This window comes from Abyssogena phaseoliformis symbiont OG214 (assembly GCF_016592595.1).
Lineage (GTDB): Bacteria > Pseudomonadota > Gammaproteobacteria > PS1 > Pseudothioglobaceae > Ruthia.
In genome coordinates this window covers 536,579-563,140 of record NZ_AP012977.1, presented here as the reverse complement: position 1 = coordinate 563,140, position 26,562 = coordinate 536,579, and the positions used below count along the sequence as shown (strand labels likewise).

The following is a 26,562-nucleotide window of genomic DNA, read 5'->3' as shown; positions in this document are numbered from 1 at the left end:
ACATAGGGTGCGTTAATAAAACGCCTAAGAAAAATACTAGCCAACGTCAATAAGGCATTGTGGCAAGTATGCCAGCTATGATGACGATTTTGGGTGATTTCTTTGGGCTAATCGCCAGCCCAACACTTACGCCTAAAACAAAGTGACTCACTGAATCCATATTTATTCACACCGTTTTTAATTGGTCGGGACGACAGGATTTAAACCTGTGACCACCACACCCCCAGTGTGGTGCGCTACCAGACTGCGCTACGCCCCGTGCGCACAGATTTTACAAGACTCATCTTTGTTTATTTTAATTTTTCTAAAAGAAAGGTCTAGCGCATCAATTAGCATTAATTTTCCCACTAATTGCTCGCCCAAATTTAAAAGGACTTTGATGGCTTGCAAAGCTTGCAACGAGCCCATTATGCCTGCAACAGGTGATAGTATGCCATTGCTGGTACAATTTTCATCAGAATTTCCTTCAACTGAATGCAAGCATTGGTAGCAAGGCTGTGTTTGCTCGTAACCTTTAAATACGGATAATTGCCCCTCAAAGCGAATGACTGCTGCTGATACTAAGGGTGTTTTTTGTATAACACAAGCTTTGTTAACTTTAAAGCGGATGTCAAAATTATCTGTACCATCTAAAACGACATCAGCTTTAGCTACCCAACCATTAAGATTGTCTTGATTTAGTTTTTCAATCGTAGTGACTTTTATGTTAGGATTAATAGCAAGCATTTTATCTTTGGCAGAATTGACTTTTTTTCTACCAATATCGTCTGTAAAGTGGATGATTTGCCGTTGCAAATTTGACAATTCAACTTCATCAAAATCAGCAATGATTAAATGTCCAATACCAGCAGCAGCTAAATATAGAGCACTGGGCGAGCCCAAGCCACCCATGCCAATTAACAATAAAGTGGAATCTTTAAGGGCTTGTTGCCCTTCAATGCTGATTTGGGGTAGTAGTATTTGGCGAGAATATCTAAGCAGCTCTTGCTCGTTCATTGGTTAAAGTATTTGGCTAGTTTGGGTGCGATTAGCATTTGGCAATAAGGTTGTAATGAATTGTCATTAAAATAATTTTGGTGATAATTTTCAGCGGGATAAAACACATCCAGTTTTGTAACTTGCGTTACAATCTTATCACTCATTTGATTAATCATATTAATTGCTTGGGATTGTTGCTCGTCATTGGTATAAAAAATGGCAGAACGATACTGCGTGCCACGATCATTGCCTTGTTGGTTTGGTGTGGTCGGGTCGTGCGTTTCAAAAAAAACGTTTAGTAATGTCTTGAAGGATGCTTTTGACTCATCAAACTCAATTTTAACTACCTCAGCATGCCCAGTTGTGCCTGTACAAATATCTTGATAGGTGGGGTCAATAGTGTTGCCATTGCAATAACCAGAGGTGAGCTTAGTAACCCCTTCAATGCGTTGAAAAATTGCCTCAACACACCAAAAACATCCACCAGCAAAGTAGGCTATTTGCATGTATGATTGTCCACTTATAAATTAAAGTATTAGTATAACTGATGAGTAGTGATAAGATTATCTCTCAACTAAAATCTTTTGCAACTGAGCAAAGACGACAAACCAATGAGTGGTTTTTTAAAACTGGTAAGGGGGAGTATTCTGAGTTTGACCAATTTATGGGTGTGCGTATGCCTCAAATTAGGCAAGTTGCTAAGCAGTATTTTAAGGGTATTGCTGATGATGAAATAGACAAGCTTATTCATCATCCCATTCATGAAGTGCGCCACTGTGGTTTGATTATGTTGGTGAATAAATATCAATCGGGTGATGGGGTCTCTGTTTTTAAGCATTATCTTAAAAACATCAACTCAGTTAATAATTGGGATTTGGTTGATACCACCACGCCTCATATTGTGGGGGATTATATTTACCATCATCAAGACCAACTGCCATTGTTATTTGAGTTTTCAAAATCTAATGATTTATGGGAAAAACGTATTGCCATTGTCGCTACCTTTGCCTTTATTAAGCAAAGTGAATTTGAGCCCGCTTTAAAAATTGCCAAAGCCTTATTGGCTGATACTCACGATTTAATTCACAAAGCCATTGGCTGGCTGCTTAGGGAAGTGTACAAAAAAGACCATCAAGCAACTCAGCTATTTTTGCAAGAAAATTACAAGCAACTACCCAGAACCACTTTAAGATATGCCATAGAACGCATGGCTGAAAACCAAAGACTACTTTATTTAAAAGGTAAATTTTAATGTTTCAAATCAGTTTTTATGTCCCTGAAATAAAACTAGAACTTGTAAAAAATGCCAACCCTACAATTGAGCACTTGGACAAACTTGAAACTATTAAAGAATACAAAGTGGAGATGATATGTGCAAGCAATCATCTTAGCTCAGTTATTAGTGCCATGAAATCCGCACACCCTTAAAAACAAGTGGCTACACCGTTATTAAAATGGAAAACCAATGAATGCTAATACACAAAAACCTTTTGAGCATGGATTTATGCTGAACTTATTACTCTTGGCTATTGGCGGATTAATTTGGCTATTTACCCCTTTTATCTCGGCCTTGTTTTTATCACTGATGATTGCCATTGCAACTTTTTCAAAGTATGAGCAATTACAAAATAAATTCTCATCCAACAGCTCAGCATTACTAACCACACTATTCGTAACGATTGTTTTAATTTTACCACTGGGTTATATTTTATTAATAAGCACGCTGGAAATTTCTACTTTGATACAAGCCATCAATCATGATTTTGACTTTGATAAAATCACTCAAATTTTTAATCAAACCGTTGCCAAACTCCCCTTATCAGACGCCATTAAAAGTACTTTAAGCACTGCATTAAATAACAATTTAGAGGCCTTGCTCGTTGGTGTTAAAGATTTCTCCATTGTCATACTTAAAAGTATTGTATCGCTATCATCACATTTTGTATTGTTTTTAATCATTGTTATTTTTACACTTTATTACTTTTATATCGACGGTAAAAAAATTGTAAAGCGCATCAAAAGCTTATCGCTACTGGCGGTGCATTTAAACGATATTTTACTCAATCAGTTTAAAAATTTATCTATTGCACTGGTGGGTAGTGTGTTTTTGATTGCACTATTACAAGGCGTGATATTCTCAATCACGATTATGATCATTGGATTACCTGCCCTATATTTTGGTATTGCGATGGCGTTGGTTAGTTTTATACTTTTATTAGGTGGTTTAATTATTTGGCTACCATTGAGTTTGTATTTATACGCCCAAGGTCAAACTACTGATGCGTTGATTGTTGCGATCTCTGGTGCTGTTGTGATTGGTTTTATTGTTGATAATTTGGCTCGACCTAGCATCATCAAGCTCTTATCTAAAAAATCCAGTGGTGCAAATACACTAGACCACACGCTAATCACGGTACTATCTACCTTGGCCGGCATTATACAATTTAGCATTTTAGGCTTGTTTATTGGCCCTATTATTGCTGCGATGGCCATTAGTATTTTTGATATTTATAACATTAGATATAATAAAGATAGATTTGACTCATAAGCACGCTTACCAAGAATAGCTCATTATATTTGACTATAATATCAGGTTTTAACCAAGCGTCATAACCATGCTCAAAAGACTTGTTGAATTTTTAAAAAACAATTATCCTAATGCCAATATTAATGAATATTTAGATGCAAAGTATATCCAACTTAACAACTCTCAGCTTAAGCAAATTGCCAATGCACTTCAAAGTGGCGAATTAAACACAACGCCTGTATCAAATTGCAGTGCAAGTCACTTTATTTTTCATTTTGGCTCAACCCTTGTTTTGCTACAAAAAGACACAACAAATTCAGATGCTGTCTATCAAGCAGAACTCGCTTGGGAAACTGACTTTCTATCAGTTAGGTCTGTTAGAGATAAAGCCAAGGGTTTTTATTTTATTAATTTTGAATTTGATGATGATTACAACACAACCTTACAAGAGACAAAAAAAACCATCGAAGGTCATGTGAATAACGTGGCTAAAAATCAAGAAATTATTGACAAGGTAATGCCAGTATTAAAAGGTTTTATGTCAGCTATTACGGATTAACAACCAATTCTAAATAGTCTTTAATAATATTGATAAACTTCTAGCACCGCCACTCGTGCCCTTGGGTGTGTCAGCTATTACAGATTAACAAGCAGTTCTAATAATATTGGTGGAATTTTAGCGCTGTAACTTGCACTCTTTAAGATATGCTTACGATTATTCGCCTTTTTGAGTGGCTGATTTAAGCTTTGGTCCTGATTTAAATACCACCACCTTTCTGGCTGAAATTTCAACCACTTCACCAGTTTTAGGGTTTCTACCTGGCCTAGCAGACTTCTTTCTAATCACAAAGCTACCAAAGCTAGACAGCTTTACCAACTCTCCAGAGGCTAGCGTTTGTTTGATTTGGTCAAAAAAATCATGTGTAATTGTTAATGCCTGAACATGGGTTATGTCCATGTTTTTTGCCAATGCACTGGCAATGTCTTTTTTAGTAATTGACATTATCTAAGTGTGGCTGAATATTGAGCTTGCATTAACACCAATACTTCATCAACTTTAGCATTAAGCTGAGCCTCTGTTAATGTGCCTTCTAGTGATTGATAAGTTAAACTAAGTGCAACACTTTTCTTACCTAACTCAACCCCCTCTCCTATGTAAACATCAAATAAGTTAACATCAACAAAATATTGCTGCTGCATGGTCTTAACGCTTTGAATTAACTCAGCCACAGGCACAGCCTCATCAAGCACTAAGGCAATATCACGCCCAGATTGTTGGTACACTGAAAGTGCTTTATATTGAGCAATATTGCGCGATTTTATACTGGCCAAGTCAATTTCAAACAAATAACATTTAGGCAATGATAATTGTTTTTGCACCATTGGTGATAGTGCACCTATCCAACCTACTTGCTCACCATTTAATATAATTTTGGCTGTTTGCCCTTTTTGTAAAGCTGTATGTTGTGCTGCTTCAAAGGAAAATTCAGCATTTGTTAATGCCAGTAATGATTCCAAATCAGCCTTAATGTCAAAAAAATCTAAGGGCTGCAAATCAGCCGACCACTGTGCATCAAAGCGATTACCGGTCACAATAGCGGCTAGCTTATTAGATTGGTCATCTACCTTAATACCATCAAAACACAGGCCAATTTCAAAGAGCCTAGCATCTGTATGTCCGCGCCTTTGGTTAGATTTTACTGTTTGCAATAAGCCTGATATAAGCGAGGAGCGCATGATTGACATATCAGCTGAAATTGGGTTTGAAAGCCTGATTTTTTTTGCATCTGGGCTGATTAAATTTTGATACTTTTCAGAAATAAAACTATAAGTAATAACCTCTTGATAACCACGATTAACCAAACTTTGCATAATATCATACTGGTCAATATCAGCCTCAGAAGTGGTGCTAATATTGGACTCTAAAGATAATTTCTGTACGGGTAATTTGTCATAACCATACAACCTTGCCAATTCTTCAATCAAATCAACAGGAATGCGAATGTCAAATCTAGCACTTGGTGGAATAATGGTCCATGAATTATTGGTTTGTTGTGATATTTCAAACCCAAGATTAATAAATTTTTGCTCAATCCATTTGGCATCTAACTCAAAGCCTAAAATCTTTTGAATTTTTTCTTGACTAATGGTAATTGGCTTTAATTCTGGCAATGTACTCTTGTCAATACAAGCATTAACTTTACTTGCCTGACCACCACAAATATCAACAATAAGTTGTGTGGCACGATCCATTGCCAACTCAGTCATATTAAAATCCACACCACGCTCAAAACGCAAGGATGACTCGGTATGCAAGCCATAACTTCTGGCCTTTCCTGCAATGGATACTGGCTCAAAAAAAGCACTTTCTAATAAAATATTGCTAGAATTATTTTGAGTAGAACTGGCCATACCGCCCATAACACCAGCAATAGCAAGCACTGAGTTACTATCAGCAATGACCAAGGTATCTGCTTTTAACTTTAGCATGGTTTCGTTCAACAGCTCAAGTTGTTCACCAGATTTTGCCATTCTAACTTTAACATCACCTGTTAACTTTGACAAATCAAACGCATGCATTGGCTGACCCAATTCTAATAAAACAAAATTGGTAATATCGACCACAGGAGAATGAAGTTGTTGACCAGAGCGTACTAGCTTATCAGCCATCCACTTAGGTGTTTTAACGGTATTGTCAATACCTGTAATGGTTCTTGTTAAATACTTTGGACAAGCTTGCGTATCGCTAACACTAGCACTAATGGCACAATCGCCTTGAGCAAATACTTCAAATTCTAGCAAATCAAAAGCCAAATTATAATTAGCACTGACTTCACGGGCAATACCTAAAACTGAAAAGCAATCACCACGATTAGGTGTGATGTCTAATTCAATAACATGATCATCAAGATTTAAATACACTCTAATATCCTGCCCAATGGGCGCATCATCTTCAAGCTCAGCAATGCCTTGTGATGAATCAATCATGCCTAATTCAGATTCTGAGCAAATCATACCAAATGACTCAACGCCTCGCAGTTTGGCTTTTTTAATCTTTAAACCACCTGGCAACTGAGCACCAACCGTAGCAACAATCACTTTCAAGCCTGAGCAGATGTTTTTAGCGCCACAAATAATTTGTAAGTTTTCAGCCTCACCCACATCAACTTGGCACAAATTTAGCTTGTCAGCATTAGGATGTTGATTACAAGAAATAACATAACCTATAACAACACCTTTAAAAACTGGTGCAATAGGCACAATACCATCAACCTCAAACCCTATCATGGTTAATTGTTCTGCTAGTATTTCATCAGTTACATTAGGATTGACCCACTCACGCAACCAACTTGATAAAATATTCATCTAAACTGCCTCAAAAAACGACTGTCATTTTCAAAGAAAAGGCGCAAATCATTCACACCATAACGCAACATTGCCAAACGCTCAATCCCTATACCAAATGCCAACCCAGTATAAACCTCTGAGTCAATATTGACTGATGACAACACATTAGGATGAACAATGCCACAACCTAACACCTCAAGCCAGCCTGTTTTTTTACAAACTCGGCAGCCTTTACCACTACAAATAACGCATTCAATATCAGCTTCTGCAGATGGCTCAGTGAATGGAAAATACGAAGGACGAAAGCGTACTTTCAACGCTTCTTTTTCAAAATAAGCATGCAAAAAATCAATCAACAAGCCTTTAAGTTGTGCAAAATTTGCATGTTTATCAACAATCAAGCCTTCAGCTTGATGAAACATCGGGGTGTGTGTAATATCTGAATCGCAACGATAAACTCGCCCAGGTACAATGATACGCACTGGTGGTTTTTGTTTTTCCAACGTGCGAATTTGCACAGGGGATGTGTGCGTTCTTAGTACCGTATTTTTATCAAAATAAAACGTATCATGCATCGCACGCGCTGGATGATGCTCAGGGATGTTAAGCGCGGTAAAATTATGAAAATCGTCTTCTATTTCAGGGCCTAGTGCCACTTCAAAACCATTTTTTACAAATAGGGATTGAATGCGATTAAGCGTTATTGTGATTGGGTGCAACCCGCCCATTTCAGCATGTCGCCCCGGCAAAGATACATCAATTTTTTCTGCCAATAGGCGCTTTTCTAATTCAATAAGTTCTAAGTGATTTTTTTTATCAGTTAGTAGTGCTTGTATGCTAACTTTAGCCTGATTAATGGCTTCGCCCATTTTAGGGCGTTTCTCTTTTGAGAGCTTGCCTAGGCCTTTTAATAAAGCAGTTAGTTCGCCTTTTTTACCTAAAAAACTGACTCTTAAATCTTCAAGCTCTTGTAAGTTTTGTGTTTTTGCAATAGAGGTCTTAGCCCTATCAAGAATAGCGCCTATCACAATCAAACTATTGACGCGTCAGACGCACTGTTTGTCCGCCATGAATAACATAAACCTGATCGCCCACTCTTAACCCTTGTTGAGACTTTTGCACAAAAGCTTTGATTTGTCCATTACTTAACTTAAGTAAAAATTCAAACCCAGTTTCAGCAGTTGCATTTTCTTCAATAGCCCGACCCGCCATAGCGCCAAGCAAACCACCCACAATAGCGGCAGGTATTTTATCTCTTTCACCACCCACCACACTTGCCGCAACAACAGCGCCTAAAGCTGTACCAACACCAGCGCCTAAAGCTTTAGAGCCTGATAATTTAATAGGTTTAATAGAAATAATGCGCCCCTTTAGCACGCTAGATAATTGACCAGTTTCGGTAGAAGAATACGTATTTTCACCCCTTTCATCTTGAGTAAATCGATTCATTGATGATTGACAAGATGATAGAAATATAGCGAATAACGCTAAAAAAACAATTTTATTCTTCATATCTAGCTCCTATTATTATTTATTATGCAACTAAAGCCTGTTTTGCCTGATCTGCAATTTTTGCAAATGCCGCTTTATCAAAAATAGCAATGTCTGATAAAACTTTACGATCAATTTCAATGCCTGCTTTGCTCATGCCATCAATCATTCTTGAATAGCTTAAACCGTTATTACGTGCCTCAGCATTAATACGCACAATCCAAAGCCGGCGAAATTGACGGCGTCTTTGACGGCGATCACGATACGCGTACTGTCCTGCTTTAATAACCGCTTGTTTAGCAACGCGATATACTTTAGATCTTGCGCCATAATAACCCTTAGCTTTCTTTAAAATTTTCTTATGTTTAGCGTGCGCTTGCACACCTCTTGATACTCTTGCCATTTTCTTATACTCCTAAATTAACTATACGGTAACATTTTACGAACCATCGGTACATCGGCTTTCTCAACCGTGTCTGGTGCGCGCAAACTGCGTTTTCTAGAAGAACTCTTCTTAGTCAGAATATGACGTAGATGAGAGTGTTTACATTTATAACCACCACTGGCAGTTTTTTTGAAGCGCTTTGCAGCCCCTCTATTGGTTTTTAACTTTGGCATCATTTACTCCTTTTATTGCCCTATCAGGCTTTTTTTATATTTTCAGACTTTTAAGTCTTACTTTTTCTTTGATTTAGGTGCCAGCATCATGCCTAGCTGACGACCCTCTAATTTTGCCTTTTGTTCTACATTGGCAAATTCTTCTGTGTCCTTTTCAATTCTGTCTAGCATTTCCATGCCCAGCTCCTTGTGTTGCATTTCGCGACCGCGGAACCAAATACTAACTTTAACCTTGTCACCATTGTCTAAAAATTTCACCAAATTCTTAAATTTAATTTGGTAATCACCCTCTTCAGTGCCTGGACGATACTTAATGGTTTTAACTGTGTTTCTTTTTTGTTTCTTTTTGGCTTCTTTCTTTTGTTGCTTTAATTCATAAAGAAACTTGCCAAAATCCATAATCTTGCAAACAGGTGGCTGAGCATTGGGAGAAATCTCTACTAAATCTAGCCCAGCCTGCGTTGCTTTTTGCTTTGCAATATCGGTATCAACAATACCAAGTTGCTCGCCTTTAGCGTCAATCAATCGAACTTCTGCTACTCTAATGGTGTCATTAATTCTAGTTTTTACTTTATTTGTTTTTTTAATAATGTCTCCTGGTTTACCTTTTTTACAAACGCCTCAATACTCATTGCACCTAAATCTTCACCGCCACGTTGGCGCACTGAAATTTGACCCTTCTCCATTTCACGATCACCCACGATTAAAATATAAGGATAGCGTTGTAATGAATGCTCGCGTATTTTAAAGCCTATCTTCTCATTTCGCAAGTCCGAAATGACTCTAAGCCCTTGTTTTTTTAACTTTTTAGTCATATCAACAACAACATCTGCTTGTTTTTCAGAAATATTAATAATAACTGCCTGAATAGGTGCCAACCAACAAGGGTATGCACCCTCGTAATGTTCAATCAAAATACCCACAAATCGTTCTAACGAACCTACAATTGCACGGTGCAGCATGACGGGGGTTTGCTTTATACTATCTTCATCAATAAATTGCGCACCTAATCGCTCTGGCATAGAAAAATCAACCTGCAATGTACCACACTGCCACTGCCGATCTAGGCAATCTTTTAATACAAATTCAATTTTAGGCCCGTAGAATGCGCCTTCACCCTCCTGTAACTCCCATTTAATGCCCTTAGTGTCAAGCGCCTCTTCTAACGCTGCCTCGGCCTTATCCCATACCTCGTCTGAACCCACACGGTTTTCTGGACGGGTTGAAAGTTTGATATCAACGCTATCAAAGCCAAAATGCCTATACACAGCAAAAGTCAAATCAATAAAGGTTGAAACTTCATCTTGGATTTGTTCAGGCGTACAAAAAATATGACCATCATCTTGTACAAAATTACGCACACGCATAATACCGTGCAACGTACCTGAAGGCTCATTGCGATGGCACGAGCCGAACTCTGCCAAGCGTAGTGGTAAATCACGATAAGATTTTAAGCCTTGGTTATAAATTTGGATATGTGCAGGGCAATTCATGGGTTTTACAGCATAATCACGATTTTCAGAACTAGTGGTAAACATAACATCGCCAAATTTATCCCAATGGCCTGATTTTTCCCAAAGGCTTTTATCAATTAACTGTGGTGTATGCACTTCTTGATAGCTATTGTCTTTGAAAATACCACGCATATATTGCTCAACCAATTGGTACAATATCCAGCCTTTAGCATGCCAAAATACCATACCTGGTGCTTCTTCTTGCATGTGAAACAAGTCTTGAATTTTGCCAATTTTACGATGGTCGCGCTTTGAAGCTTCTTCCAATCTGTGCAAATGTGTTTCTAAATCTTGCTTGGTCGCCCAAGCCGTGCCATACACACGTTGTAACATTTCATTATTAGAGTCACCACGCCAGTAAGCACCTGCCAATTTTATTAGTTTAAAGGCTTTTAACTTAGCAGTCGAAGGCACATGTGGTCCACGGCAAAGGTCAATAAAATCTCCCTGCTTATATAAAGACAGCGTTTGATCAGCAGGAATTGATTCAATAATTTCAGCCTTATAGTACTCACCCTTATCTTGAAAAGATTGTACCGCTTCATCACGACCCATCTCAAATCTTTCAATCTTAAGATTTTGCTTAACCAGTTTGTGCATATTTTTTTCAATTTTGGCTAAATCACCCTCTGAAAAACCATCTGAATATGCAAAATCATAATAAAAACCATTATCAATCACAGGGCCAATTGTCACTTGTGCCTTTGGATAAAGCATTTGCGTGGCTTGTGCCAATAAGTGCGCTGTAGAATGGCGAATAACCTCAAGCCCTTTGTCATCACTCGCTGTAATAATCGTAAGATTAGCATCCGCCTTAATTAAAAATGATGTATCAACCAACGCACCATCAACCTCGCCAGCCAATGCCGCTTTAGCCAAGCCCGAGCCAATAGACTTTGCCACTTGCGCAACGCTAAGCGCTTGCTCAAATGTTTTTTGGGTTCCGTCTGGCAGGGTGATAATCGGCATTACAAGAATTTAAAAATAAAAAGGCCATATTTTACCTTGATAATACGCTTATTTTTAAGCGTTTATTCGCTCAACCATTAGTTGCAATGAAGTACTACCTCGCCAACTATTAATGGACAGTTTGTAAGCTACTAAAACTTGCATGGATACCAATGGTGGTTGAAAAAATACAATAGCATCAAATACTTGGGTGTTACCTTTGAGTTTTAAACGACATTTTAGGTGTTTTTCTCCAACTACTTTTTGCTCAACCAACTCAAACTCACCATAAAAAATTGGTTCATCAAACCCCTGACCCCAAGGTCCAGCATCAACTAATAATTGTGCATTGTCTAAAGACAATTCAAACGCCTCTAATTCGCCATCGGTTAACAGTTCAACTTTGGGGATTTGATTGTCAAAATGAGTTTGAATGGCATTTGCAAAAGCTTGCTTAAAACCAGCAAAATTTTCAGGCTTAATACTTAATCCTGCTGCCATAGCATGACCACCAAATTTTAAAATTAAATCAGGGTTTTGTCTGTCTACTAAATCTAATAAATCTTTGATATGTACACTGGGAATGGAGCGAATAGAGCCTTTTAAGTCATTACCCGACTGGGCAAATACCGCAACTGGACAATGATAATCCTCTTTAAGTTTGCCAGCGACAATGCCGACAATACCTTCATGCCAAGATGCATCAAACAGGCTGATGGCAAATTTATCCTCTGTTACTTCTTGCGCATCCACAATAGCTTGCGCCTTATCTTGCATACGAGTTTGCTCTTGTTTGCGCTTTTGATTAAAGACTTCTAGCTCTTGGGCGTAACGTCTAGCATCATTCATATCTTCAGTTAGCAAGCATTTAATGCCACGAGAAATATCACTTAAACGCCCTGCTGCATTTAGGCGTGGCGCGACTGAAAAACCTAAATCACTGGCACGTAGGGTTGCACTGGGTCGATTTGAGATTTCCAGTAATGCCAAAATACCTGGGGCACATTTTTTTTGTTGAATGCGTTTAATGCCTTGATCAACTAAGATTCTATTATTTTGGTCAAGTTTTACTACATCAGCTACTGTACCAAGTGCAACTAAATCCAGCACATTTCGTAAATCTGGCAGGGTGATTTTATGATTGGTAAAATAATCACACTTGACCAAATGAGTTTTAAAAGCTGAAAACAAGTAAAAACACACACCAACGCCTGCTAAATTTTTGCTTAAAAATTCACAACCTTTAAGATTAGGGTTGATAATGGCATCTGCTTCAGGCAGAGTTTTGCTAGGCAAATGATGATCAGTGATAATCACCTGAATATTTGATGATTTTGCCAGTTTTACTCCGTCAAAACTTGAAATGCCATTATCAACCGTAATAATCAAATCGGGTTGTTTTTCTTGAATGGCTAATTTTACAATTTCCTCACTCAAACCATAGCCGTGCTCAAAACGATTAGGCACTAAGAAATCAACAAATTTTGCCCCCATCATGCGCAATGACTTAACTGCTACAACAGATGCAGTCGCCCCATCACAATCAAAATCGCCAACAATTAAAATACGTTTTTGATTAACTAAGGCTTGTTCAAGTAAAGTAAGTGCAACATCTAGTTGGAGAAAATTAGGTTTTAAAAGATGAACAAGACTCAAAGATAAATGCGACTCATTAATACCACGAGCGGCATAAATTTTCTTTAAAAAAGTAGGTATATCATCTGAATATGCATCAAATAAATCTTGGTCTATTGTTCTAGTAAGCATCACTCACTGCTCGAATATGGGCACAAAAGGACTTGTCAGAACTTTTGCTACCACCATAGAAAAATGGCACATCGATTGCAATATCAATATCTTGCTCATCTGCACTCCAATAAGATTTGCGTCTAGTGTTTGGAAAAAAGTTTGGGTTGATGAGCAAGTCATTATCGCCATAAATCAATAAAGTTCTGAGTTCTGACTCGCTGGGTAAGCGCCAAGTGCTTTGCTTGCATAACTTAGCTGTATTTAACGCATTAATAAACGCTTGAGTATTGCAGTTTTTACCCCAATGGCAATGATGGCTATAGTCGCCATTATCAACCCCTGATTTACCGTTAAACCAAGTATAGGTGTTGTTCGTATCTTGCAATCCCTTATCGCTTAATTTAACTTCCCATACTAACTTAGATTGCTGATCAAGCATACACCGATGATTTTTAACCTCGCTTTCAAGGATATTTCCTTGTGCCGAAACTTTAATTAATTGTGCATTGGCAATTAAAGCACAAGCAAAGAATGATAAGAAAACGATTATTTTATGCATTGATAATCAGTTGTTTAATTTTATCTGCACTGGCAGGCGCCATATTTAAGCCGTTGCGAAAATGCCCAGTATTTATTAATAAATGTTCAAATTGTTCATGCTTACCCAGTATAACTTTGCCAGAAAGGCTTGCTGGTCTAAAACCAGACCAGTGATGTTCAATTGTCGCATTAAGTAAAACTGGAAATCTTTGATAAGCAAATTCGTGGAGTGATTTTTGTACGCCAATATCAGTACGACCATCAAAACCAACATTTTCCATGGTAGAGCCAACCAATATTCGCCCATCTGCCCTTGGAATAATGTACCTGCCTTGATCTAACACAATGTTCTCTACCACACCCTTGATTGATTTTAAAACAATCATCTGACCTTTCATTGGAAAAATATCATCAGCAAGTTTTAGCCATTTTGAACTCCATGCGCCAGAACAAACAACAACATCTTGTGCAAAACAATCTTTATCTTTAGTTTTTACACCAATCACTTGGTTGTCTTTTATCAATAAATCATTTGCCTGAACATGCTCAATAACATTCACGCCTTTATTCAAAATATCAACCTTCAGGGCTTGTAATAATCTTGGATTGCGGACCTGAGCAATGTTGGCAAACAAGGCGCCATTAACATGAGGCTGATAACTAACCTGATATTTATCCATCCATTGTATCGCTAATAACGAGTCATATTCATCCATCATTAACAAGCCAGATTGAATATATTGCGGGTCAATGCCTGTATCTTCAAAAATTTGCAGACATAAATCTGCATAAACTGCTTGTGAGGCAAAACTTAATTCATTGGTCAAATCATCATAATGCCAAGGGTACAATGGGCTAATAATACCACCACCCGCCCAAGATGACTCTTTGCCACACTCACGCTGGTCTAACAAGGTAACACTAGCACCTGCCATTGCTAGCATTCTCGCACTCATCATGCCAATAACACCACCACCAATCACCAAACAATCACTCATTTTTTCCAATCCACTATGATTAATAATATCACACCAATACTGATAAAAATATCAGCAAAATTAAAAATTGGATAATTAAATCCAGCGTAATGAAAATCAATAAAATCAACAACAAACCCGTTAGCAATTCGGTCAATCATATTACCAAGTGCGCCTGATAAAATAAGTGCTAAACTGATGAGCTTGAACTTGTGTTTCAAGGATGTTCTTAGCATCCAAACACTGATAACAATACTGGCAATAGCAGAAACACTTGATAAAAAATAACGCTGCCAACCGCCACTATCAGCCAAAAAACTAAACGCCGCACCGTAGTTATGAGCAAAAGTAAGCGACAAAAATTCATTAATGGCAATTGAGTCGCCAATGCCTAAATATTCATAAGCCAACAATTTTGTTAATTGGTCAAGGACAACCAATAACACAACTAATAAAAAATAATATTTTGTTTTCACGATTTATTTGGGTTAAATTTTAATATAACAGTAATGGGCATCACAAACCCTACACCAATAATAATCCAAAGCAGACTACCAAGTTCAGTGTAATTTTGCGCACTAGTCACAACACCATCTGTCATAACCTCTCGACTGACAACAAAAATTTTGTTTAAATATTTAGTAAGTAAACCAGCAGCAGAAAGCGCAATGTTCATTAAACTTGCCATTAAGGCAAACCAAGTGCCTTTTTTGCCTTCTGGCGCATGAATAGCCACTAATGTTAGCATTAACACTTGAGAGATATAATTAAAAGGTGAGGAAATAGCCGTGTCAACCAATGCCACAGTGCGCGCATCAACACCTAGCCAAATGTGCACATTGTAATACATCGCTATAATAGGCATTGATAACAAAGTGCCTATAATGGTTAAAAAGATTAATACTTCAGCAATGCTCCTTTTAATGATAAATTTAGCAGAAAACCACATACCAGCAAGCGCAATAACACCACCAATAGCAGACAACTTGGCAAAAAAAGACTCATCAAAACCAAGTACATCAATTTGCCACCAGCTAAGACTAGCACCCACTGATGGCATAGTTCGATAAACAAAAATAACAATCATTGCCATTTTAATGTGCCTAATAGTGCGAGCATCCAAATCAGTAATTAATCCTCGAAGGAAATACAGCACTACGCCAAGAGAAACAATAAAAACAATTTCTTGTGAATAAGGCACGTCGTTATATCCCATCAGTACAATAAAGACAGCGAATGTCAAACCGCCAAACAATATTTGCTTGTTAATAGGTGATACAACTACTATATTTAACTTAACCAAACTGACGCCTAAGATTGACAATAAAGGCACAAACAACGCAATCATAAACACCGCTTCACGATTATCTTTAAAAACACTAGCCAGTTCACCGCCAATCCAGCCTGTTAAAAAGATAGCCAAACCTAATGAAAGTCTTGATAAAACCTGAATGGTGGCAAGTTCTTGGTTAATTTTATTCTTACTTTTAGATTTATCAACAACCTCTGTTGTCATAGTATCAGCAACCACATCTTGTATCACAAACCCTACCACAGCGATGACACTGGCAATAATATAAATAAACTTTTTAGAAAAATCCTGCACAATGGCATAATCACCAACGACAGCAATCATTAATACAGAACTTAATGTAATTAAAGTAGCGCCAATATAAACATAAGATTTTCGATTAGAGCCAAAAATTTGAATACTATCAACCATTTGCCCAAAAATCATCTTAACAGTCCAAGGAGCGGTTAACCATACAGCAAGCTCGGCCAAGTCAGAAGCTGACATGTCTAACACCTCTTTCACCCAAAAATTCTCAGCAATGGCAGTAAAAACGCTACTGCCATAGGAAAAATAAATCAGCAATAGGGGAATGTAGCGCATTCTAAGCGATCGAATAGGGGTCAAGAAAATATCTAACATCTATAAAATAATAATAGCAAGAAACAGTTAATTATTATAGGTGCTGTGTAGGTTATAATTTATTTTTTATTAATAACAAAATTGGAGATTTATGGGCTTCTTAACTGGAAAAAAAGCACTCATTGTTGGTGTGGCGTCAAATCGCTCTATTGCTTGGGGAATTGCTGAGGCTATGGCCAAACAAGGCTGTGAAATTGCACTCACCTACCAAAATGAAAAACTCAAAAAACGAGTTGATAAATGCGCCGTAGTTTGCCACTCAAATATTGTCATTGAATGTGACGTTGCTAGTGATGAGGGTATTGAAAAAACCTTTAAAGAATTAAAAAACCATTGGGATAATTTTGATATTATCGTTCATTCAGTTGCCTTTGCACCACGTGAAGCACTAGATGGTAACTATATTCAAGCAACCACTCGTGAAAATTTTACCACGGCGCATGATATTAGCTCATACAGCTTTACTGCACTTGCAAAAGCCGCTTATTCCATGCTTAATGACAATGGCGCTTTATTAACAGTTAGTTATTTAGGCAGTATTCGTGCCATTCCAAATTACAACATAATGGGTGTAGCTAAAGCCTCACTTGAAGCTAATGTTCGTTATATGGCAGCAGCCTTAGGACCTGAAAGAGGTATTCGCGTTAATGCAGTCTCAGCAGGGCCAATTAAAACTTTAGCAGCATCTGGTATTAAAGATTTTGGCAAACTGCTTGATTATGCCGCAGACAGTTCTGCACTTAAGCGCAACATAACCACTGAAGAAGTGGGTAATGCTGCTGCATTCTTGTGTTCTGATTTAGCCTCAGGCATCACTGGCGAAATAACCTATATTGATTCTGGTTATAACTTTTATGACAAGGGGCCAAATTAATAAATAAAGGCAATTACCAATCAAACAAGCCCTGACTCTAAAAAAGAATGCAGGGTTTTTTATTGCCTGCTGAATATCTCTAAAAATCTATAGCGACTGACAAAGAGGTTTTTAAAAAAATATTCTATTGTTGATACTGGCTTTTAACTTGTTTTAAGATACTTTTTATATCTTCTTGCCAGCGAAAAATAGTCATACGTTCTTCATTTGTTTGAACCAATGGCAAGAGTGCAATTGGCGGTATGACAATCATTAAAGTATATGCGCCTTCTTCCATTACTGTAATTTTTAATGGAAAAACGGCACAATTTCAGGGTATTTTTTGCTCATTTTTTTCATTTCATCATACTTACCAAAAAATAAAATACGATATTTATCGGATTTATAATGGCGCTCATTAAACGCAAAATCACAACGTTGCAAATAAGCTGGCTTATAATGGTAGGCTGTAATGGTTTTATCAAGTGCTGACCAAGTATATGAAAATTTCGCATTAACACGCTCAATTAAAAGCTCTTCATGTCCTGCAAATACTGAGCCAGCTAACAATACTATGTGCAATATTAAAGTTCTAATTACCATAACGCTTCCTCAACCATTTCTTGCATTTTTTCTATTAGATCACCAGCTGACTGGCTCATTTGTTCATTATTAAAACGTGTCACTGTGTGCTTATAGTTTTCAAGCACTACGCTTACTTTGCCTTGCCCATCCTCTATAACTGTTGCTCTACATGGTAGCATAACGCCCAATCTAGGATCTAGTTTCAAAAATGCTTGCATATTCCTAAAATTACAAAAGCGAACCACAACTTGCTTTTTATCGCCAATTTCAAACTCTCCCAAACCTTGAAGTAACGCCCTATTTGGATAAACCCTAAAAATTATAAGCCGCGGCCGACTCTCGCAATCTATTCACTATTTCTTCTAATTTATATGGACTTGTAAAAATAAACGACACTGGTTCATCTATTTGTTTAATCGTATGCTTATGCTCAAATGGCTTTTCATAAGAGCGAATAAAGCTAACCAAATCATCTACCGTTTGCTCAGTAAAATTAAACACTTTAGTAAAAGATATCATCTCAGTATCTTTAATACCGCTAACAATGATATGTTTAATCATTTGATCTTCTACTGAATATAAAAAACCTTGATTGGCGAGTGCTGGTGGTGAAACTTCTCTGTCCTTTTTCCAAAAAAAAATTTACAGTACCCTGTTCGCCCTTTAAATCAACCCCATGGCACCTTTGACAATATTGCTCATAAGTATACTGTCCAGCTTCAATATTACCTTTAATGGGTGTTGTGTCGTATTTTAGTGCTTTGATTCCAGCACGCAAAAATCTAATTAATTTAGCCACCTGAGCATCAGATAAGTTAAATACAGGCATAATCCGACCTGGTCTACCACTCCTTGATGGTTCGTTGTAAATATCTATCAGAATGATTGGCAATGGTTGAGCTGTATAATGGCAAGCCTAGAGAACCTTGACGAGAAAAACCGTAGCAATTTTCACAAAATTCGCTATAAATCTCCTTACCCCTGCCAAACTTAATACAGGTAATAATATCAATATCAATATCAATATCAATATCAATATCAATATCAATATCAATATCAACGTTAATTTTATTTTCATAAATTGAACTTTAAATTATGTTTAAATAAGTTAAAAATAAACAATTTATTTAAAGTAAGAATCGATTCTAGCTTATAAATTTCTACTAAAAAATTTAATTTTTGCTCGAGATTTAAGCGTTTCAAGGATATTTGTAAATATCTCATCTGATTCAAAACTTAATAAAGACCTTTCAAGAGTAGCATTAATCGTCTTTATATCTGTCGTTTTAACACCTGATAATTTGATTACAACTGCATTACTTCCATCCAAGTCTTGAGCGCTATAGCTAGAATTGCCATTAGTTGGCTTAGCCAATGCAAACACTTTGTTGATAATAGCCATCTCAGCTTTGTTGGAATCTCGTTTCACCCAATCAACATGGTGCCATTTAAGTTTGTTCTTATTCATTAGTTTTTTGAGTGTGTCTTTATCATTGTGCGTCAATAAATCAACAATATTCTTGACAAGATTATCAACAAAAGTTTTAGCTAACAGTGTCATTAAATGTGCATTAATTTCATCTTTAACTTCAGTAAAGGGTTTTTGTCTTTGTGCTAATTTTTCTCGTACACGAATGACCATTAATTTATCTTTTGATAATTCTAAAATTTCTGAGTTTTCACCCTTGTTAAGAACTACGTCACTAAATGCAGTAGTAACAATTTTTTGGTTTAATTGAGTACTACCCCTGTCAAAAAAATCACTCACCTGAAGTTTTAAATCCATTTGATCAACAATTTCCTCTAAACTTGCCTCGTAAGCCAAGTTGGCCAATTGTTCAGTCAAACTGTAAAACACTTTTTGTGCTTGTGCTTGAGTGTATAAATCAAGCAATTCTGATTTAACTGCATCAAACGGTTTAAGTATTTTAGCTTTAATATTGTTAAGTTTAATAATATGATAGCCAAACTCAGATTTAACCAAATCGCTAACTTCGCCAAGTTTCATTGCAAATACTTTTTTCTCAAATTCTGGCACCATAACACCGCGAGTAAAAAAACCTAAATCTCCTGCGTCAGATTTAGAGCCTGTATCTTGAGAGTATTGTCCAGCAAGTTTAGCAAAATCACTACCACTGTTTAATAGGGTAATAACCTTTTGCGCAGTTAATTCATCTTCAAGCAAAATATGTTGTGCTTGCCTTTCTTCTTCTGTAGTAAAGCGCTCTTGCTCATCTTCATAAAAATTAAATAATTCATCGTCACTTACTTTAATATTTTTTGAAATTTCATTTAATGACAACTCAACAAATTCTATTTTTACTTGCTCTGGTGCAAAAAATAACGCCTTTTTATTATTATAAAAATCTTTGACACTTTGTACGTCAACCTTAACTTCTTTAACATAATCATCAGCTTGAACAGTAATATAGCTAAATTGTCGCTGTTGATTGTTCAATTTTTGTAATCTTACGAGTTGTGATGGCGTTACAAAAGCAGAATCTAATAAATTGTATTTGATTTGAGTTTGGGTTAATTCTTGTAACCTTATTGCCTCATATTTTTCTGTTGTATAGCCATTTAGCCTTAATAATTGCTTATATTTTTCTAATGAAAATCGCCCTTCTTCTTTGAATAAATTATTAGCTTGAATAATAGTATTAAGTTCACTGGCAGTTGTTTCATACGACAATTCACTGGATAATTGCTCAAGTAAGCGCCTATCAATCATTTGATTAAGAATGGATTGCTTGAGCATGGCATCAAATTCTGTGTCGTATTTTTTGTCTAGTTCTTGTTGCAGACGTCTTTTTTGCGGGTTAAATTCTGCAAGAAATTCTGCTTTTGAGATGTCAGTACCATCAACAGAAGCAACCTTAATATTTGAAGCACCAGTAAAGTATTCATTGATGCCGAATAAAGCAAAAGGAATGGTAATCAAACCAACGATTAAATAAGCGACCCAGCCCTTGGTTTTGTTTCTAATTGAACCTAGCATAATGATGTGTATTAACGGCTAATTAATTAATGATCTAAAAAACCATTTATTTAATAAAAAACAGGAATTATAAACGAAAACCTTTGTATTCTTACATGGATTTTGTTATGTTTTTAACATTCGAATGTTGGACAAATCGGAAGCCATAACAAAGAAAAGTTATGGCAAAGAAAAGTTATGGCGGAGCGGACGGGGCGCATCTAACATAGTATATAAACCATTGATATAAAGACTTTTCCCCTCCCTTAAAAGGGTAAATATTCCTACTATACTCCTAATTGTTTATGTAAGCCACCTGCCCCCAATAAATTAGACACTAAAATATAACTATTTAGGAGCCTATCATGGCCATTAATAAAACGATTTGTAAAAACTGGCGTATTAATGCAAAAAGCGTTAATCACTTATTAAACATTCCAGACAAATCAAAATTGCCAAATCTAAAAAAATCACCCTATATGGGCTATAAAAATATACTAAAGGCGGGATGCTGTAGCAGTGTTGATTAAATCACGCCTCTCAACTTTATAATTTTAGTTTTTAAATCAGTCTTAAGCGTATCACACTCATCATAAGGAGATAAACAAGAATCTTTTATTACCCGTCTATTGCTAATGCATTTATATCGACCCAGGTAAGCTTACTGGCATCTGTTAAATACATGCCTGTAGTTTTATCTACGACATAAATTAAGGTTTTAATATTAATAGTGCCAGTAAGCTCCAACATGGCTAGATCTCTAACTCCATCAAGTTTTAGCATTTGCTCTTGAGTTGGAAACAGCACAACTGAAGGGTCGCTTTCTGGTAGATCTTCACCAAAAATCTGCTCAAAATCTTTTGAATGTAAAACAGTCCACCTGCCAGAAGGGTCTAGCGTTATATAAAAATCGTCAGTATGTCCAATAATATGAACCTCTTGAATAAATTGCATACAATTGGCTTACTGACAAGCGTTTATCCTTATCAATAAAAATGTTTTTGTTACTAAACCACTTATCTAAATTAGCTTGATTTTTATGCTCATCAAGCAATTCATAATAGAACGTATTATCGGCAAAGTTCTCACAGTTTAGTATTATGCCGTAATCCACAAATTTTTTAAATTGTATATCAAACATTGGGAATTGGTCAATTAACTCACTCATAAACACCCTCTCTAAAAAAAATTACTTTAAGTAGAGGGTTTTAATCAGCGAAGCACTCATTCTAAAATGCTTTCTTTTTGTACCTAGATAGAATCTACTCGTTGTGTTATTAGTTTGTTCTTTTTGTGTCTGTATATTTTTCATAACTATGTCCATTTTTTTATGTTTATCTCAATTTTTGTAATACACTCTTATTGTCGAGAGACCATCTTAAAGTTGTTTCTAAATGTTTTGAGATTCAGTAATAAAACTAAACACTTCAACTCCTCCGATTTTCTTTCTATTGTCAGTTCTTTGAATGACAATCGTTGCTATTACTTTTTGAGTAAAGCTAGAATTAGAGGAGCTCTCATAATGAATTATAATTGGCATTTCAAACTTCCACTTCACCCTGCCATTGTGTTTTAGTTTTTTAATAAGAACCGGCAATTCGATAAGCGCATGGGCATACATTTTCTCTTTCTTGATAAAGTTTAAAACTTCCTCAAATTCCACAATAAAATTGTCAAATGATGCCTCATAAAACATCGATTCTACACTTTCTATCTTTTGCCTAAAATTAATATAATTAATTGAATACAAGGTCATCGCAAAATCTCTACTGAATTGCCTTGCCACTTCATCTGTTACCAGAGGCTTGTCAAGTGCAACAAGTTTAGTCACAACCCCTGCTGGGCTTACAGTGAAATATCCATAAAACTCTTTTTGCGTTTTAATAGTTTTAAAGATATTACTCTCTGACTTTGTTAAAGTAATGTCGAGAGCCTCTAGTCCTTTAACATATTGTTTTCGATAACTTAGGGTAACCCCTTTCGCTGAAATTTACTTTGGCGTTTCTTTCGGTTCAAGTGTTAAAGCCTTTGTCTTTATAATTGGTTTTTTAACTGGACCAATCCGTTGTTACGATTATTATCAACTAGTATTTGTATATAGGCATCTTGTAGAAATCTTAAGGTTGTTAGCTCACTAATAAGTAATTTGCTCTCAATTCCTTTTGATGACAATCTATGGACAAAATTAAGCCTGCTAGTAATCAGTTCTTTTAATTGTTTAAGATTGTCTTGTGGTTTATCATCTACACTTTTCGCATTAACATTAAGTGTTAATGCGAAAAGTGTAGATGTAATTATTAGTAACGTCTTAATTTTGTTGGCCTTAGTCATATCGCTCCTTTTAAAAAAAATCTATAATTAAAAAACCGTGGTTACATACTTGGCTTGCTCTTGCCAATGGGTTTATCTCCACCCTTGTCATCGTCAGATGGCGCAGCCTTATCAAGGCTAGCACCATCTTCTTGACTGGCTTTAATTTCCATAACCTCAACATTACCAAAGACATAGTTGTCATGGTAAGTTGTCCCAGAATCTGAAACGTGCTCAGTTTTCTTAACATAATAGCCTTTGTCAGTCTTAAATGCAACTTTGGCAAACTCATCTTCACCTGCTTCTGCTACGGCAGTTTTCAAAGCGGTTGCAAAAACTGGCACTTCGTAACCCTTATAACAAGCCAATTACAATCAATCAAAATAATGACTTGACAGAATACGAAAAATAAGAAAACATGCTACTCGCAGTTAAAAAATTTATCCTTGTAAGTGTTGAGGTTATAAACGATATAGCTTTGAAAAAGAAATTTAAAATTACAACTAACAACGAAAGTTACGACCTTACGATTGATGGATTATTGAATAATGACTTGGACTTTCCTATAATTTTGTAGTCTTGTTGTAGATAAGTGGAATAGGCATACTCATATTAAATGCCCAATCTTAATTGGACCTACACCTGATATCGACAAAGCCAGCATTCAAATTTTTCCCTATACAAGCAGCATCAATACAACATCAAATATATTGTTCATCTCATTTATGCTTGTATTTTGGGATATATTCAAAGCGGAGATACTGATAAAAAAGCAGTAACATTATTGCATTTGCCCTTAACAAAGAAGAGGTGCAGTGGGCAAATATTATCTGATAGCAATTAGGTGTCTAATATAAGGCTTTGTATTTTGAAATGGCAACTCTAAACGAGCCATCTTGGTTATCACTTCCAATTCAAAGAATTTATAACTTTAGATAGAACATTGTTGCTACTTAACTTAAAAATCCTTGACATGACTGGCTTAAAAGTGGGCAGGTCTAAAACTAATCCTTAGTGTTTTTCTCTTCTCGCATCTTTACAAAATTAATTGTTGGTAACATTTGAGGGCCGCACCCAGACAGAAGTAAAAATTGAAAAACAAATGATCTAAGGCATGGATAAGCAATTACCGGCGCGTTGATAGTAGGAAAACTTGATTCTTTAAATATTTTATCTATATCTTCAGATGTTGAAAATTCAGACACTTGTTCCAAAGATAATATTAAGTTGTCACTTACTGGCAATGAGGCTTTAAATAAAATAGCAAATGTTTTTAAATCATCGCTTTGATATGCGGCTCCGAAGCCAAGATCAAATTCTAATATCTTTTCACTATTATCTTTAAAGCTTAGACTTCTTATGTGGGAGCCGAGTAATTAAATATCCATTATGCTGCTACAGAATAAGGCGTTTGATTTGTGGCATTCTCATAAATGTTACCACCTTTGTTACTGCAAGATACCGATCCAGTATCGATACTCTTCCCTATAACTTCAATCTTAATAGATTCAACTATAACATTATTAATATTGATCCATATATCTTGATGTGAAGATACGTCTGATGTTTGAATAGAGATAGTAGCACCTGATAAGATTTTAGGGTACTGAAAACCAGTCTTAGACTCTATAGAGATTCCTAATGCGTCTTCAACAGATATATCATTTGAATAGTATCCACGTTTTTCTCTTATTTTAGTAAAAGCCTCCTGTATTTGTTCGGGCGTTTGCTCATCTATAAATTGTTTTAAAATTTTATTCATAATCAACCTCTTTTCCTTTATCAAAATTATAACAGTTTTCAAAAACACATAGTTGCTGTCCAGTTGGCCCAATATCAATAGATTCTTTTGAATTTTGAGTAAAAGGAATGCTTATTAAGTCTAGCTCTCTTTTGTCTTCTAATTTTATTACTTTATAAGAAAACGCTCCTAGAATTCTGCTTTCTATATCTCTCATGTAAGTAATTACATCTCCTAAATTCACCTTTCCCGATTTCTTTTTACAGATTTGAGTGTAAAAAATTTTAAATTCAATCTTATCATCAACATTTCCAACCAAGTCTAATAAATATTCTTTTTCAAAAGTTAAGCCAAACCTCATAATACAATAATTTTCACCTTTATTTTTATAGTGAGTTTTACCCCATTTTTTTGCAAAATAATCAGAGTCGGTCCAAAAGTAAAACCCTTGTGTTAACCATTGGTTATTAGGCTTGCTTAAAAATGGAACCAAATAGTCCGTTCCATTTTTTCTACACGTATGGAAGCTGGTAATTGCAATTGGCATTGAGAATGAATAGTGCATATTTTTTTTATTCTACAACCATTCTAGTGTTAAAGTTTAAAAAATATTTTTCAATGTTCTTATTTTTTAAAATACCTTTTAATCTCACTGGCAACCCACCGCCCTATTGGTACAGCAACACCGTTGCCAATCATTCGATATGCATCTGTATCAGGTATGTTAAATTCAAACCAACCTGGAACGCCTTGTAATCTAGCATATTCTCTGACTGTGTAAGGTCTAACACCAACAAGAATGAGATTTATCGACCACTAGTCTAGTAGATCTATCCCTAGCATAATGTGCTAAACAAGTAGGAGCAATACCGCCTTTACTAGGATCGCTAATAATTGGCTTATCTCGATATTTGCCAGATAAGCAACTATGTACTGCCTTTGGCATCCTTTTCAAGAATCTCTTTTAGAGTTGTTGCTTTAGCTTTTTTTGACGGCCTAAAATTAAATTGTTTTCGTGACGCTATCACAATAAGTCTGCCTCTATTTTGAGGAAGCCAATTACTCGCATTCACTGGACAAAAAACTTCGATATAATAATCTGGAAGCCTTGTCATCGTTTTCATAACAACTTTAAATTTTTTCATTCCTGGCACATTTTCAATCACGTACATTTCAGGCTGTCTAAGCGCATGCAAAAATAGTTCGTCACCAGTGCGAGTGCCATGTATATCTGCGATTGCACTGTATTTAGTGCATGGATAAGTAAAAATCATTGCATCGTAACCCTCATCGTTAAGTGCGAGCTTTGACTAATATCTGCTTGAACAACATGATCACCTAAAGTCTGATACTGCACCTTACAACATCTTAGATCAATCTCAAATGATTTCCCAATTTGAAGCCCACCTTCCAATAGTCCAATATCAAAAAGCCCTGCGCCAGAAAAATATGAATTAACCATTATATTCATTT

At 36.1% G+C, this 26,562-nt stretch carries 36 protein-coding genes and 1 tRNA gene; 6 read left to right on the top strand and 31 right to left on the bottom strand.

What is annotated here, in order from left to right; genetic code table 11:
* Positions 1–182 precede the first annotated feature (182 nt).
* From CVPH_RS03725 to msrA, 3 genes are all read right to left on the bottom strand, one after another.
* Positions 183–259: transfer RNA gene (locus CVPH_RS03725), tRNA-Pro, on the bottom strand.
* Complete coding sequence (locus tag CVPH_RS03720; protein WP_201342172.1) at positions 250–996, bottom strand: HesA/MoeB/ThiF family protein; 747 nt, start codon at positions 994–996, stop codon at positions 250–252. The genes CVPH_RS03725 and CVPH_RS03720 overlap by 10 nt, the downstream gene beginning before the upstream one ends.
* Positions 993–1,484, bottom strand: coding sequence for a peptide-methionine (S)-S-oxide reductase MsrA (gene msrA / locus CVPH_RS03715; RefSeq protein ID WP_201342171.1), 492 nt, complete (start codon positions 1,482–1,484; stop codon positions 993–995). The genes CVPH_RS03720 and msrA overlap by 4 nt, the downstream gene beginning before the upstream one ends.
* Positions 1,485–1,525: 41 nt before the next feature.
* On the opposite strand from msrA, the gene CVPH_RS03710 reads away from it, so the two are divergent.
* From CVPH_RS03710 to CVPH_RS03695, 4 genes are all read left to right on the top strand, one after another.
* Positions 1,526–2,230: a DNA alkylation repair protein gene (locus tag CVPH_RS03710; protein WP_201342170.1), complete on the top strand. Its 705-nt coding sequence runs from the start codon at positions 1,526–1,528 to the stop codon at positions 2,228–2,230.
* Positions 2,230–2,406 carry a hypothetical protein gene (locus CVPH_RS03705; RefSeq protein WP_201342169.1) on the top strand — a complete coding sequence of 59 codons (177 nt, stop codon included), beginning with the start codon at positions 2,230–2,232 and terminating at the stop codon, positions 2,404–2,406. The genes CVPH_RS03710 and CVPH_RS03705 overlap by 1 nt, the downstream gene beginning before the upstream one ends.
* A 37-nt stretch (positions 2,407–2,443) precedes the next feature.
* Positions 2,444–3,526 carry an AI-2E family transporter gene (locus tag CVPH_RS03700; RefSeq protein ID WP_201342168.1) on the top strand — a complete coding sequence of 361 codons (1,083 nt, stop codon included), beginning with the start codon at positions 2,444–2,446 and terminating at the stop codon, positions 3,524–3,526.
* A 67-nt stretch (positions 3,527–3,593) separates the two neighbouring features.
* Positions 3,594–4,064, top strand: coding sequence for a hypothetical protein (locus CVPH_RS03695; protein ID WP_201342167.1), 471 nt, complete (start codon positions 3,594–3,596; stop codon positions 4,062–4,064).
* A gap of 156 nt (positions 4,065–4,220) precedes the next feature.
* On the opposite strand, the gene CVPH_RS03690 is transcribed toward CVPH_RS03695, so the two are convergent.
* The 13 genes from CVPH_RS03690 to CVPH_RS03630 are packed head-to-tail and all read right to left on the bottom strand — an operon-like array spanning position 4,221 to position 16,584.
* On the bottom strand, positions 4,221–4,508 hold the full coding sequence (locus CVPH_RS03690) for an integration host factor subunit alpha (protein WP_201342166.1): 288 nt from the start codon (positions 4,506–4,508) through the stop codon (positions 4,221–4,223).
* Positions 4,508–6,871, bottom strand: a complete 2,364-nt coding sequence (pheT, locus tag CVPH_RS03685; RefSeq protein ID WP_201342165.1) for a phenylalanine--tRNA ligase subunit beta — start codon at positions 6,869–6,871, stop codon at positions 4,508–4,510. The genes CVPH_RS03690 and pheT overlap by 1 nt, the downstream gene beginning before the upstream one ends.
* Positions 6,868–7,881 (bottom strand): phenylalanine--tRNA ligase subunit alpha, encoded by a 1,014-nt coding sequence (gene pheS, locus CVPH_RS03680; RefSeq protein ID WP_425353127.1) that lies wholly within the window; start codon positions 7,879–7,881, stop codon positions 6,868–6,870. The genes pheT and pheS overlap by 4 nt, the downstream gene beginning before the upstream one ends.
* 7 nt (positions 7,882–7,888) lie before the next feature.
* Positions 7,889–8,365, bottom strand: coding sequence for an outer membrane lipoprotein (locus tag CVPH_RS03675; protein ID WP_201342163.1), 477 nt, complete (start codon positions 8,363–8,365; stop codon positions 7,889–7,891).
* 22 nt (positions 8,366–8,387) lie between these two features.
* The gene (rplT, locus tag CVPH_RS03670; protein WP_201342162.1) at positions 8,388–8,747 is read right to left on the bottom strand and encodes a 50S ribosomal protein L20; all 360 of its coding nucleotides are present in this window, start codon (positions 8,745–8,747) and stop codon (positions 8,388–8,390) included.
* A 17-nt stretch (positions 8,748–8,764) separates the two neighbouring features.
* On the bottom strand, positions 8,765–8,962 hold the full coding sequence (gene rpmI, locus CVPH_RS03665) for a 50S ribosomal protein L35 (protein ID WP_201342420.1): 198 nt from the start codon (positions 8,960–8,962) through the stop codon (positions 8,765–8,767).
* Between the two features lie 57 nt (positions 8,963–9,019).
* Positions 9,020–9,553, bottom strand: coding sequence for a translation initiation factor IF-3 (gene infC, locus CVPH_RS03660; RefSeq protein ID WP_201342419.1), 534 nt, complete (start codon positions 9,551–9,553; stop codon positions 9,020–9,022).
* Positions 9,529–11,445 (bottom strand): threonine--tRNA ligase, encoded by a 1,917-nt coding sequence (gene thrS, locus CVPH_RS03655; RefSeq protein WP_201342161.1) that lies wholly within the window; start codon positions 11,443–11,445, stop codon positions 9,529–9,531. The genes infC and thrS overlap by 25 nt, the downstream gene beginning before the upstream one ends.
* A 54-nt stretch (positions 11,446–11,499) precedes the next feature.
* Entirely contained in the window at positions 11,500–13,191 is a 1,692-nt protein-coding gene (gene recJ, locus CVPH_RS03650; protein ID WP_201342160.1) for a single-stranded-DNA-specific exonuclease RecJ, read from the bottom strand.
* Positions 13,181–13,732, bottom strand: a complete 552-nt coding sequence (locus CVPH_RS03645) for an Lcl C-terminal domain-containing protein (protein WP_201342159.1) — start codon at positions 13,730–13,732, stop codon at positions 13,181–13,183. Before CVPH_RS03645 ends, recJ begins: the two co-directional genes overlap by 11 nt.
* The gene (locus tag CVPH_RS03640) at positions 13,725–14,711 is read right to left on the bottom strand and encodes an NAD(P)/FAD-dependent oxidoreductase (RefSeq protein WP_201342158.1); all 987 of its coding nucleotides are present in this window, start codon (positions 14,709–14,711) and stop codon (positions 13,725–13,727) included. Before CVPH_RS03640 ends, CVPH_RS03645 begins: the two co-directional genes overlap by 8 nt.
* On the bottom strand, positions 14,708–15,166 hold the full coding sequence (lspA, locus tag CVPH_RS03635; protein ID WP_201342157.1) for a signal peptidase II: 459 nt from the start codon (positions 15,164–15,166) through the stop codon (positions 14,708–14,710). The genes CVPH_RS03640 and lspA overlap by 4 nt, the downstream gene beginning before the upstream one ends.
* A complete protein-coding gene (locus CVPH_RS03630; protein WP_225879799.1) occupies positions 15,163–16,584 on the bottom strand; it encodes an MFS transporter in 1,422 nt (473 codons plus the stop codon). Before CVPH_RS03630 ends, lspA begins: the two co-directional genes overlap by 4 nt.
* Positions 16,585–16,714: 130 nt before the next feature.
* Between CVPH_RS03630 and CVPH_RS03625 the strand changes: the two genes are divergently transcribed.
* Positions 16,715–17,497, top strand: coding sequence for an enoyl-ACP reductase FabI (locus CVPH_RS03625; protein ID WP_201342155.1), 783 nt, complete (start codon positions 16,715–16,717; stop codon positions 17,495–17,497).
* A gap of 124 nt (positions 17,498–17,621) precedes the next feature.
* Here the strand turns inward: CVPH_RS03625 and CVPH_RS03620 are convergent, their stop codons facing one another.
* From CVPH_RS03620 to CVPH_RS03595, 6 genes are all read right to left on the bottom strand, one after another.
* On the bottom strand, positions 17,622–17,774 hold the full coding sequence (locus CVPH_RS03620) for a hypothetical protein (protein WP_201342154.1): 153 nt from the start codon (positions 17,772–17,774) through the stop codon (positions 17,622–17,624).
* Positions 17,775–17,785: 11 nt separating this feature from the next.
* Positions 17,786–18,079, bottom strand: coding sequence for a hypothetical protein (locus tag CVPH_RS03615; RefSeq protein WP_201342153.1), 294 nt, complete (start codon positions 18,077–18,079; stop codon positions 17,786–17,788).
* Complete coding sequence (locus CVPH_RS03610) at positions 18,073–18,342, bottom strand: DUF302 domain-containing protein (protein ID WP_201342152.1); 270 nt, start codon at positions 18,340–18,342, stop codon at positions 18,073–18,075. Before CVPH_RS03610 ends, CVPH_RS03615 begins: the two co-directional genes overlap by 7 nt.
* 31 nt (positions 18,343–18,373) lie before the next feature.
* Complete coding sequence (locus CVPH_RS03605; RefSeq protein WP_201342151.1) at positions 18,374–18,622, bottom strand: hypothetical protein; 249 nt, start codon at positions 18,620–18,622, stop codon at positions 18,374–18,376.
* The gene (locus tag CVPH_RS03600) at positions 18,615–18,890 is read right to left on the bottom strand and encodes a cytochrome c (RefSeq protein WP_201342150.1); all 276 of its coding nucleotides are present in this window, start codon (positions 18,888–18,890) and stop codon (positions 18,615–18,617) included. Before CVPH_RS03600 ends, CVPH_RS03605 begins: the two co-directional genes overlap by 8 nt.
* A 321-nt stretch (positions 18,891–19,211) precedes the next feature.
* Positions 19,212–21,059: a SurA N-terminal domain-containing protein gene (locus CVPH_RS03595; RefSeq protein WP_201342149.1), complete on the bottom strand. Its 1,848-nt coding sequence runs from the start codon at positions 21,057–21,059 to the stop codon at positions 19,212–19,214.
* Positions 21,060–21,403: 344 nt separating this feature from the next.
* Between CVPH_RS03595 and CVPH_RS10110 the strand changes: the two genes are divergently transcribed.
* On the top strand, positions 21,404–21,568 hold the full coding sequence (locus CVPH_RS10110) for a hypothetical protein (protein ID WP_225879798.1): 165 nt from the start codon (positions 21,404–21,406) through the stop codon (positions 21,566–21,568).
* Between the two features lie 88 nt (positions 21,569–21,656).
* Here the strand turns inward: CVPH_RS10110 and CVPH_RS03590 are convergent, their stop codons facing one another.
* The 9 genes from CVPH_RS03590 to CVPH_RS10970 all read right to left on the bottom strand — a co-directional run bounded on the left by CVPH_RS03590 (position 21,657) and on the right by CVPH_RS10970 (position 26,560).
* Entirely contained in the window at positions 21,657–21,992 is a 336-nt protein-coding gene (locus CVPH_RS03590; RefSeq protein ID WP_201342148.1) for a hypothetical protein, read from the bottom strand.
* Positions 21,952–22,206, bottom strand: coding sequence for a hypothetical protein (locus CVPH_RS03585; protein WP_201342147.1), 255 nt, complete (start codon positions 22,204–22,206; stop codon positions 21,952–21,954). Before CVPH_RS03585 ends, CVPH_RS03590 begins: the two co-directional genes overlap by 41 nt.
* 222 nt (positions 22,207–22,428) lie before the next feature.
* Positions 22,429–22,923 carry a DotI/IcmL family type IV secretion protein gene (locus CVPH_RS03580; protein ID WP_225879861.1) on the bottom strand — a complete coding sequence of 165 codons (495 nt, stop codon included), beginning with the start codon at positions 22,921–22,923 and terminating at the stop codon, positions 22,429–22,431.
* Positions 22,924–23,410: 487 nt separating this feature from the next.
* Entirely contained in the window at positions 23,411–23,671 is a 261-nt protein-coding gene (locus CVPH_RS03575) for a hypothetical protein (RefSeq protein WP_225879797.1), read from the bottom strand.
* A 1,064-nt stretch (positions 23,672–24,735) separates the two neighbouring features.
* The gene (locus CVPH_RS03570; RefSeq protein WP_201342144.1) at positions 24,736–25,110 is read right to left on the bottom strand and encodes a hypothetical protein; all 375 of its coding nucleotides are present in this window, start codon (positions 25,108–25,110) and stop codon (positions 24,736–24,738) included.
* Positions 25,103–25,654: a hypothetical protein gene (locus CVPH_RS03565; protein ID WP_225879796.1), complete on the bottom strand. Its 552-nt coding sequence runs from the start codon at positions 25,652–25,654 to the stop codon at positions 25,103–25,105. Before CVPH_RS03565 ends, CVPH_RS03570 begins: the two co-directional genes overlap by 8 nt.
* 59 nt (positions 25,655–25,713) lie before the next feature.
* Positions 25,714–25,890 (bottom strand): DNA cytosine methyltransferase, encoded by a 177-nt coding sequence (locus CVPH_RS10980; protein WP_342590483.1) that lies wholly within the window; start codon positions 25,888–25,890, stop codon positions 25,714–25,716.
* Between the two features lie 125 nt (positions 25,891–26,015).
* Entirely contained in the window at positions 26,016–26,363 is a 348-nt protein-coding gene (locus CVPH_RS10975) for a DNA cytosine methyltransferase (protein WP_342590462.1), read from the bottom strand.
* The gene (locus CVPH_RS10970) at positions 26,360–26,560 is read right to left on the bottom strand and encodes a hypothetical protein (protein ID WP_342590461.1); all 201 of its coding nucleotides are present in this window, start codon (positions 26,558–26,560) and stop codon (positions 26,360–26,362) included. Before CVPH_RS10970 ends, CVPH_RS10975 begins: the two co-directional genes overlap by 4 nt.
* Positions 26,561–26,562: the final 2 nt, after the last annotated feature.

Excerpts from the sequence above, each read along its gene's own strand:
- CVPH_RS03720 (WP_201342172.1), bottom strand. The coding sequence starts at position 996 with ATGAACGAGCAAGAGCTGCTTAGATATTCTCGCCAAATACTACTACCC.
- msrA (WP_201342171.1), bottom strand. The coding sequence starts at position 1,484 with ATGCAAATAGCCTACTTTGCTGGTGGATGTTTTTGGTGTGTTGAGGCA.
- CVPH_RS03710 (WP_201342170.1), top strand. The coding sequence starts at position 1,526 with ATGAGTAGTGATAAGATTATCTCTCAACTAAAATCTTTTGCAACTGAG.
- CVPH_RS03705 (WP_201342169.1), top strand. The coding sequence starts at position 2,230 with ATGTTTCAAATCAGTTTTTATGTCCCTGAAATAAAACTAGAACTTGTA.
- CVPH_RS03700 (WP_201342168.1), top strand. The coding sequence starts at position 2,444 with ATGAATGCTAATACACAAAAACCTTTTGAGCATGGATTTATGCTGAAC.
- CVPH_RS03695 (WP_201342167.1), top strand. The coding sequence starts at position 3,594 with ATGCTCAAAAGACTTGTTGAATTTTTAAAAAACAATTATCCTAATGCC.
- CVPH_RS03690 (WP_201342166.1), bottom strand. The coding sequence starts at position 4,508 with ATGTCAATTACTAAAAAAGACATTGCCAGTGCATTGGCAAAAAACATG.
- pheT (WP_201342165.1), bottom strand. The coding sequence starts at position 6,871 with ATGAATATTTTATCAAGTTGGTTGCGTGAGTGGGTCAATCCTAATGTA.
- CVPH_RS03675 (WP_201342163.1), bottom strand. The coding sequence starts at position 8,365 with ATGAAGAATAAAATTGTTTTTTTAGCGTTATTCGCTATATTTCTATCA.
- rplT (WP_201342162.1), bottom strand. The coding sequence starts at position 8,747 with ATGGCAAGAGTATCAAGAGGTGTGCAAGCGCACGCTAAACATAAGAAA.
- rpmI (WP_201342420.1), bottom strand. The coding sequence starts at position 8,962 with ATGCCAAAGTTAAAAACCAATAGAGGGGCTGCAAAGCGCTTCAAAAAA.
- thrS (WP_201342161.1), bottom strand. The coding sequence starts at position 11,445 with ATGCCGATTATCACCCTGCCAGACGGAACCCAAAAAACATTTGAGCAA.
- recJ (WP_201342160.1), bottom strand. The coding sequence starts at position 13,191 with ATGCTTACTAGAACAATAGACCAAGATTTATTTGATGCATATTCAGAT.
- CVPH_RS03645 (WP_201342159.1), bottom strand. The coding sequence starts at position 13,732 with ATGCATAAAATAATCGTTTTCTTATCATTCTTTGCTTGTGCTTTAATT.
- CVPH_RS03640 (WP_201342158.1), bottom strand. The coding sequence starts at position 14,711 with ATGAGTGATTGTTTGGTGATTGGTGGTGGTGTTATTGGCATGATGAGT.
- CVPH_RS03630 (WP_225879799.1), bottom strand. The coding sequence starts at position 16,584 with ATGCGCTACATTCCCCTATTGCTGATTTATTTTTCCTATGGCAGTAGC.
- CVPH_RS03625 (WP_201342155.1), top strand. The coding sequence starts at position 16,715 with ATGGGCTTCTTAACTGGAAAAAAAGCACTCATTGTTGGTGTGGCGTCA.
- CVPH_RS03620 (WP_201342154.1), bottom strand. The coding sequence starts at position 17,774 with ATGGAAGAAGGCGCATATACTTTAATGATTGTCATACCGCCAATTGCA.
- CVPH_RS03615 (WP_201342153.1), bottom strand. The coding sequence starts at position 18,079 with ATGGTAATTAGAACTTTAATATTGCACATAGTATTGTTAGCTGGCTCA.
- CVPH_RS03605 (WP_201342151.1), bottom strand. The coding sequence starts at position 18,622 with ATGATTAAACATATCATTGTTAGCGGTATTAAAGATACTGAGATGATA.
- CVPH_RS03600 (WP_201342150.1), bottom strand. The coding sequence starts at position 18,890 with ATGCCTGTATTTAACTTATCTGATGCTCAGGTGGCTAAATTAATTAGA.
- CVPH_RS03595 (WP_201342149.1), bottom strand. The coding sequence starts at position 21,059 with ATGCTAGGTTCAATTAGAAACAAAACCAAGGGCTGGGTCGCTTATTTA.
- CVPH_RS10110 (WP_225879798.1), top strand. The coding sequence starts at position 21,404 with ATGGCCATTAATAAAACGATTTGTAAAAACTGGCGTATTAATGCAAAA.
- CVPH_RS03590 (WP_201342148.1), bottom strand. The coding sequence starts at position 21,992 with ATGCAATTTATTCAAGAGGTTCATATTATTGGACATACTGACGATTTT.
- CVPH_RS03585 (WP_201342147.1), bottom strand. The coding sequence starts at position 22,206 with ATGAGTGAGTTAATTGACCAATTCCCAATGTTTGATATACAATTTAAA.
- CVPH_RS03570 (WP_201342144.1), bottom strand. The coding sequence starts at position 25,110 with ATGAATAAAATTTTAAAACAATTTATAGATGAGCAAACGCCCGAACAA.
- CVPH_RS03565 (WP_225879796.1), bottom strand. The coding sequence starts at position 25,654 with ATGCACTATTCATTCTCAATGCCAATTGCAATTACCAGCTTCCATACG.
- CVPH_RS10975 (WP_342590462.1), bottom strand. The coding sequence starts at position 26,363 with ATGATTTTTACTTATCCATGCACTAAATACAGTGCAATCGCAGATATA.
- CVPH_RS10970 (WP_342590461.1), bottom strand. The coding sequence starts at position 26,560 with ATGAATATAATGGTTAATTCATATTTTTCTGGCGCAGGGCTTTTTGAT.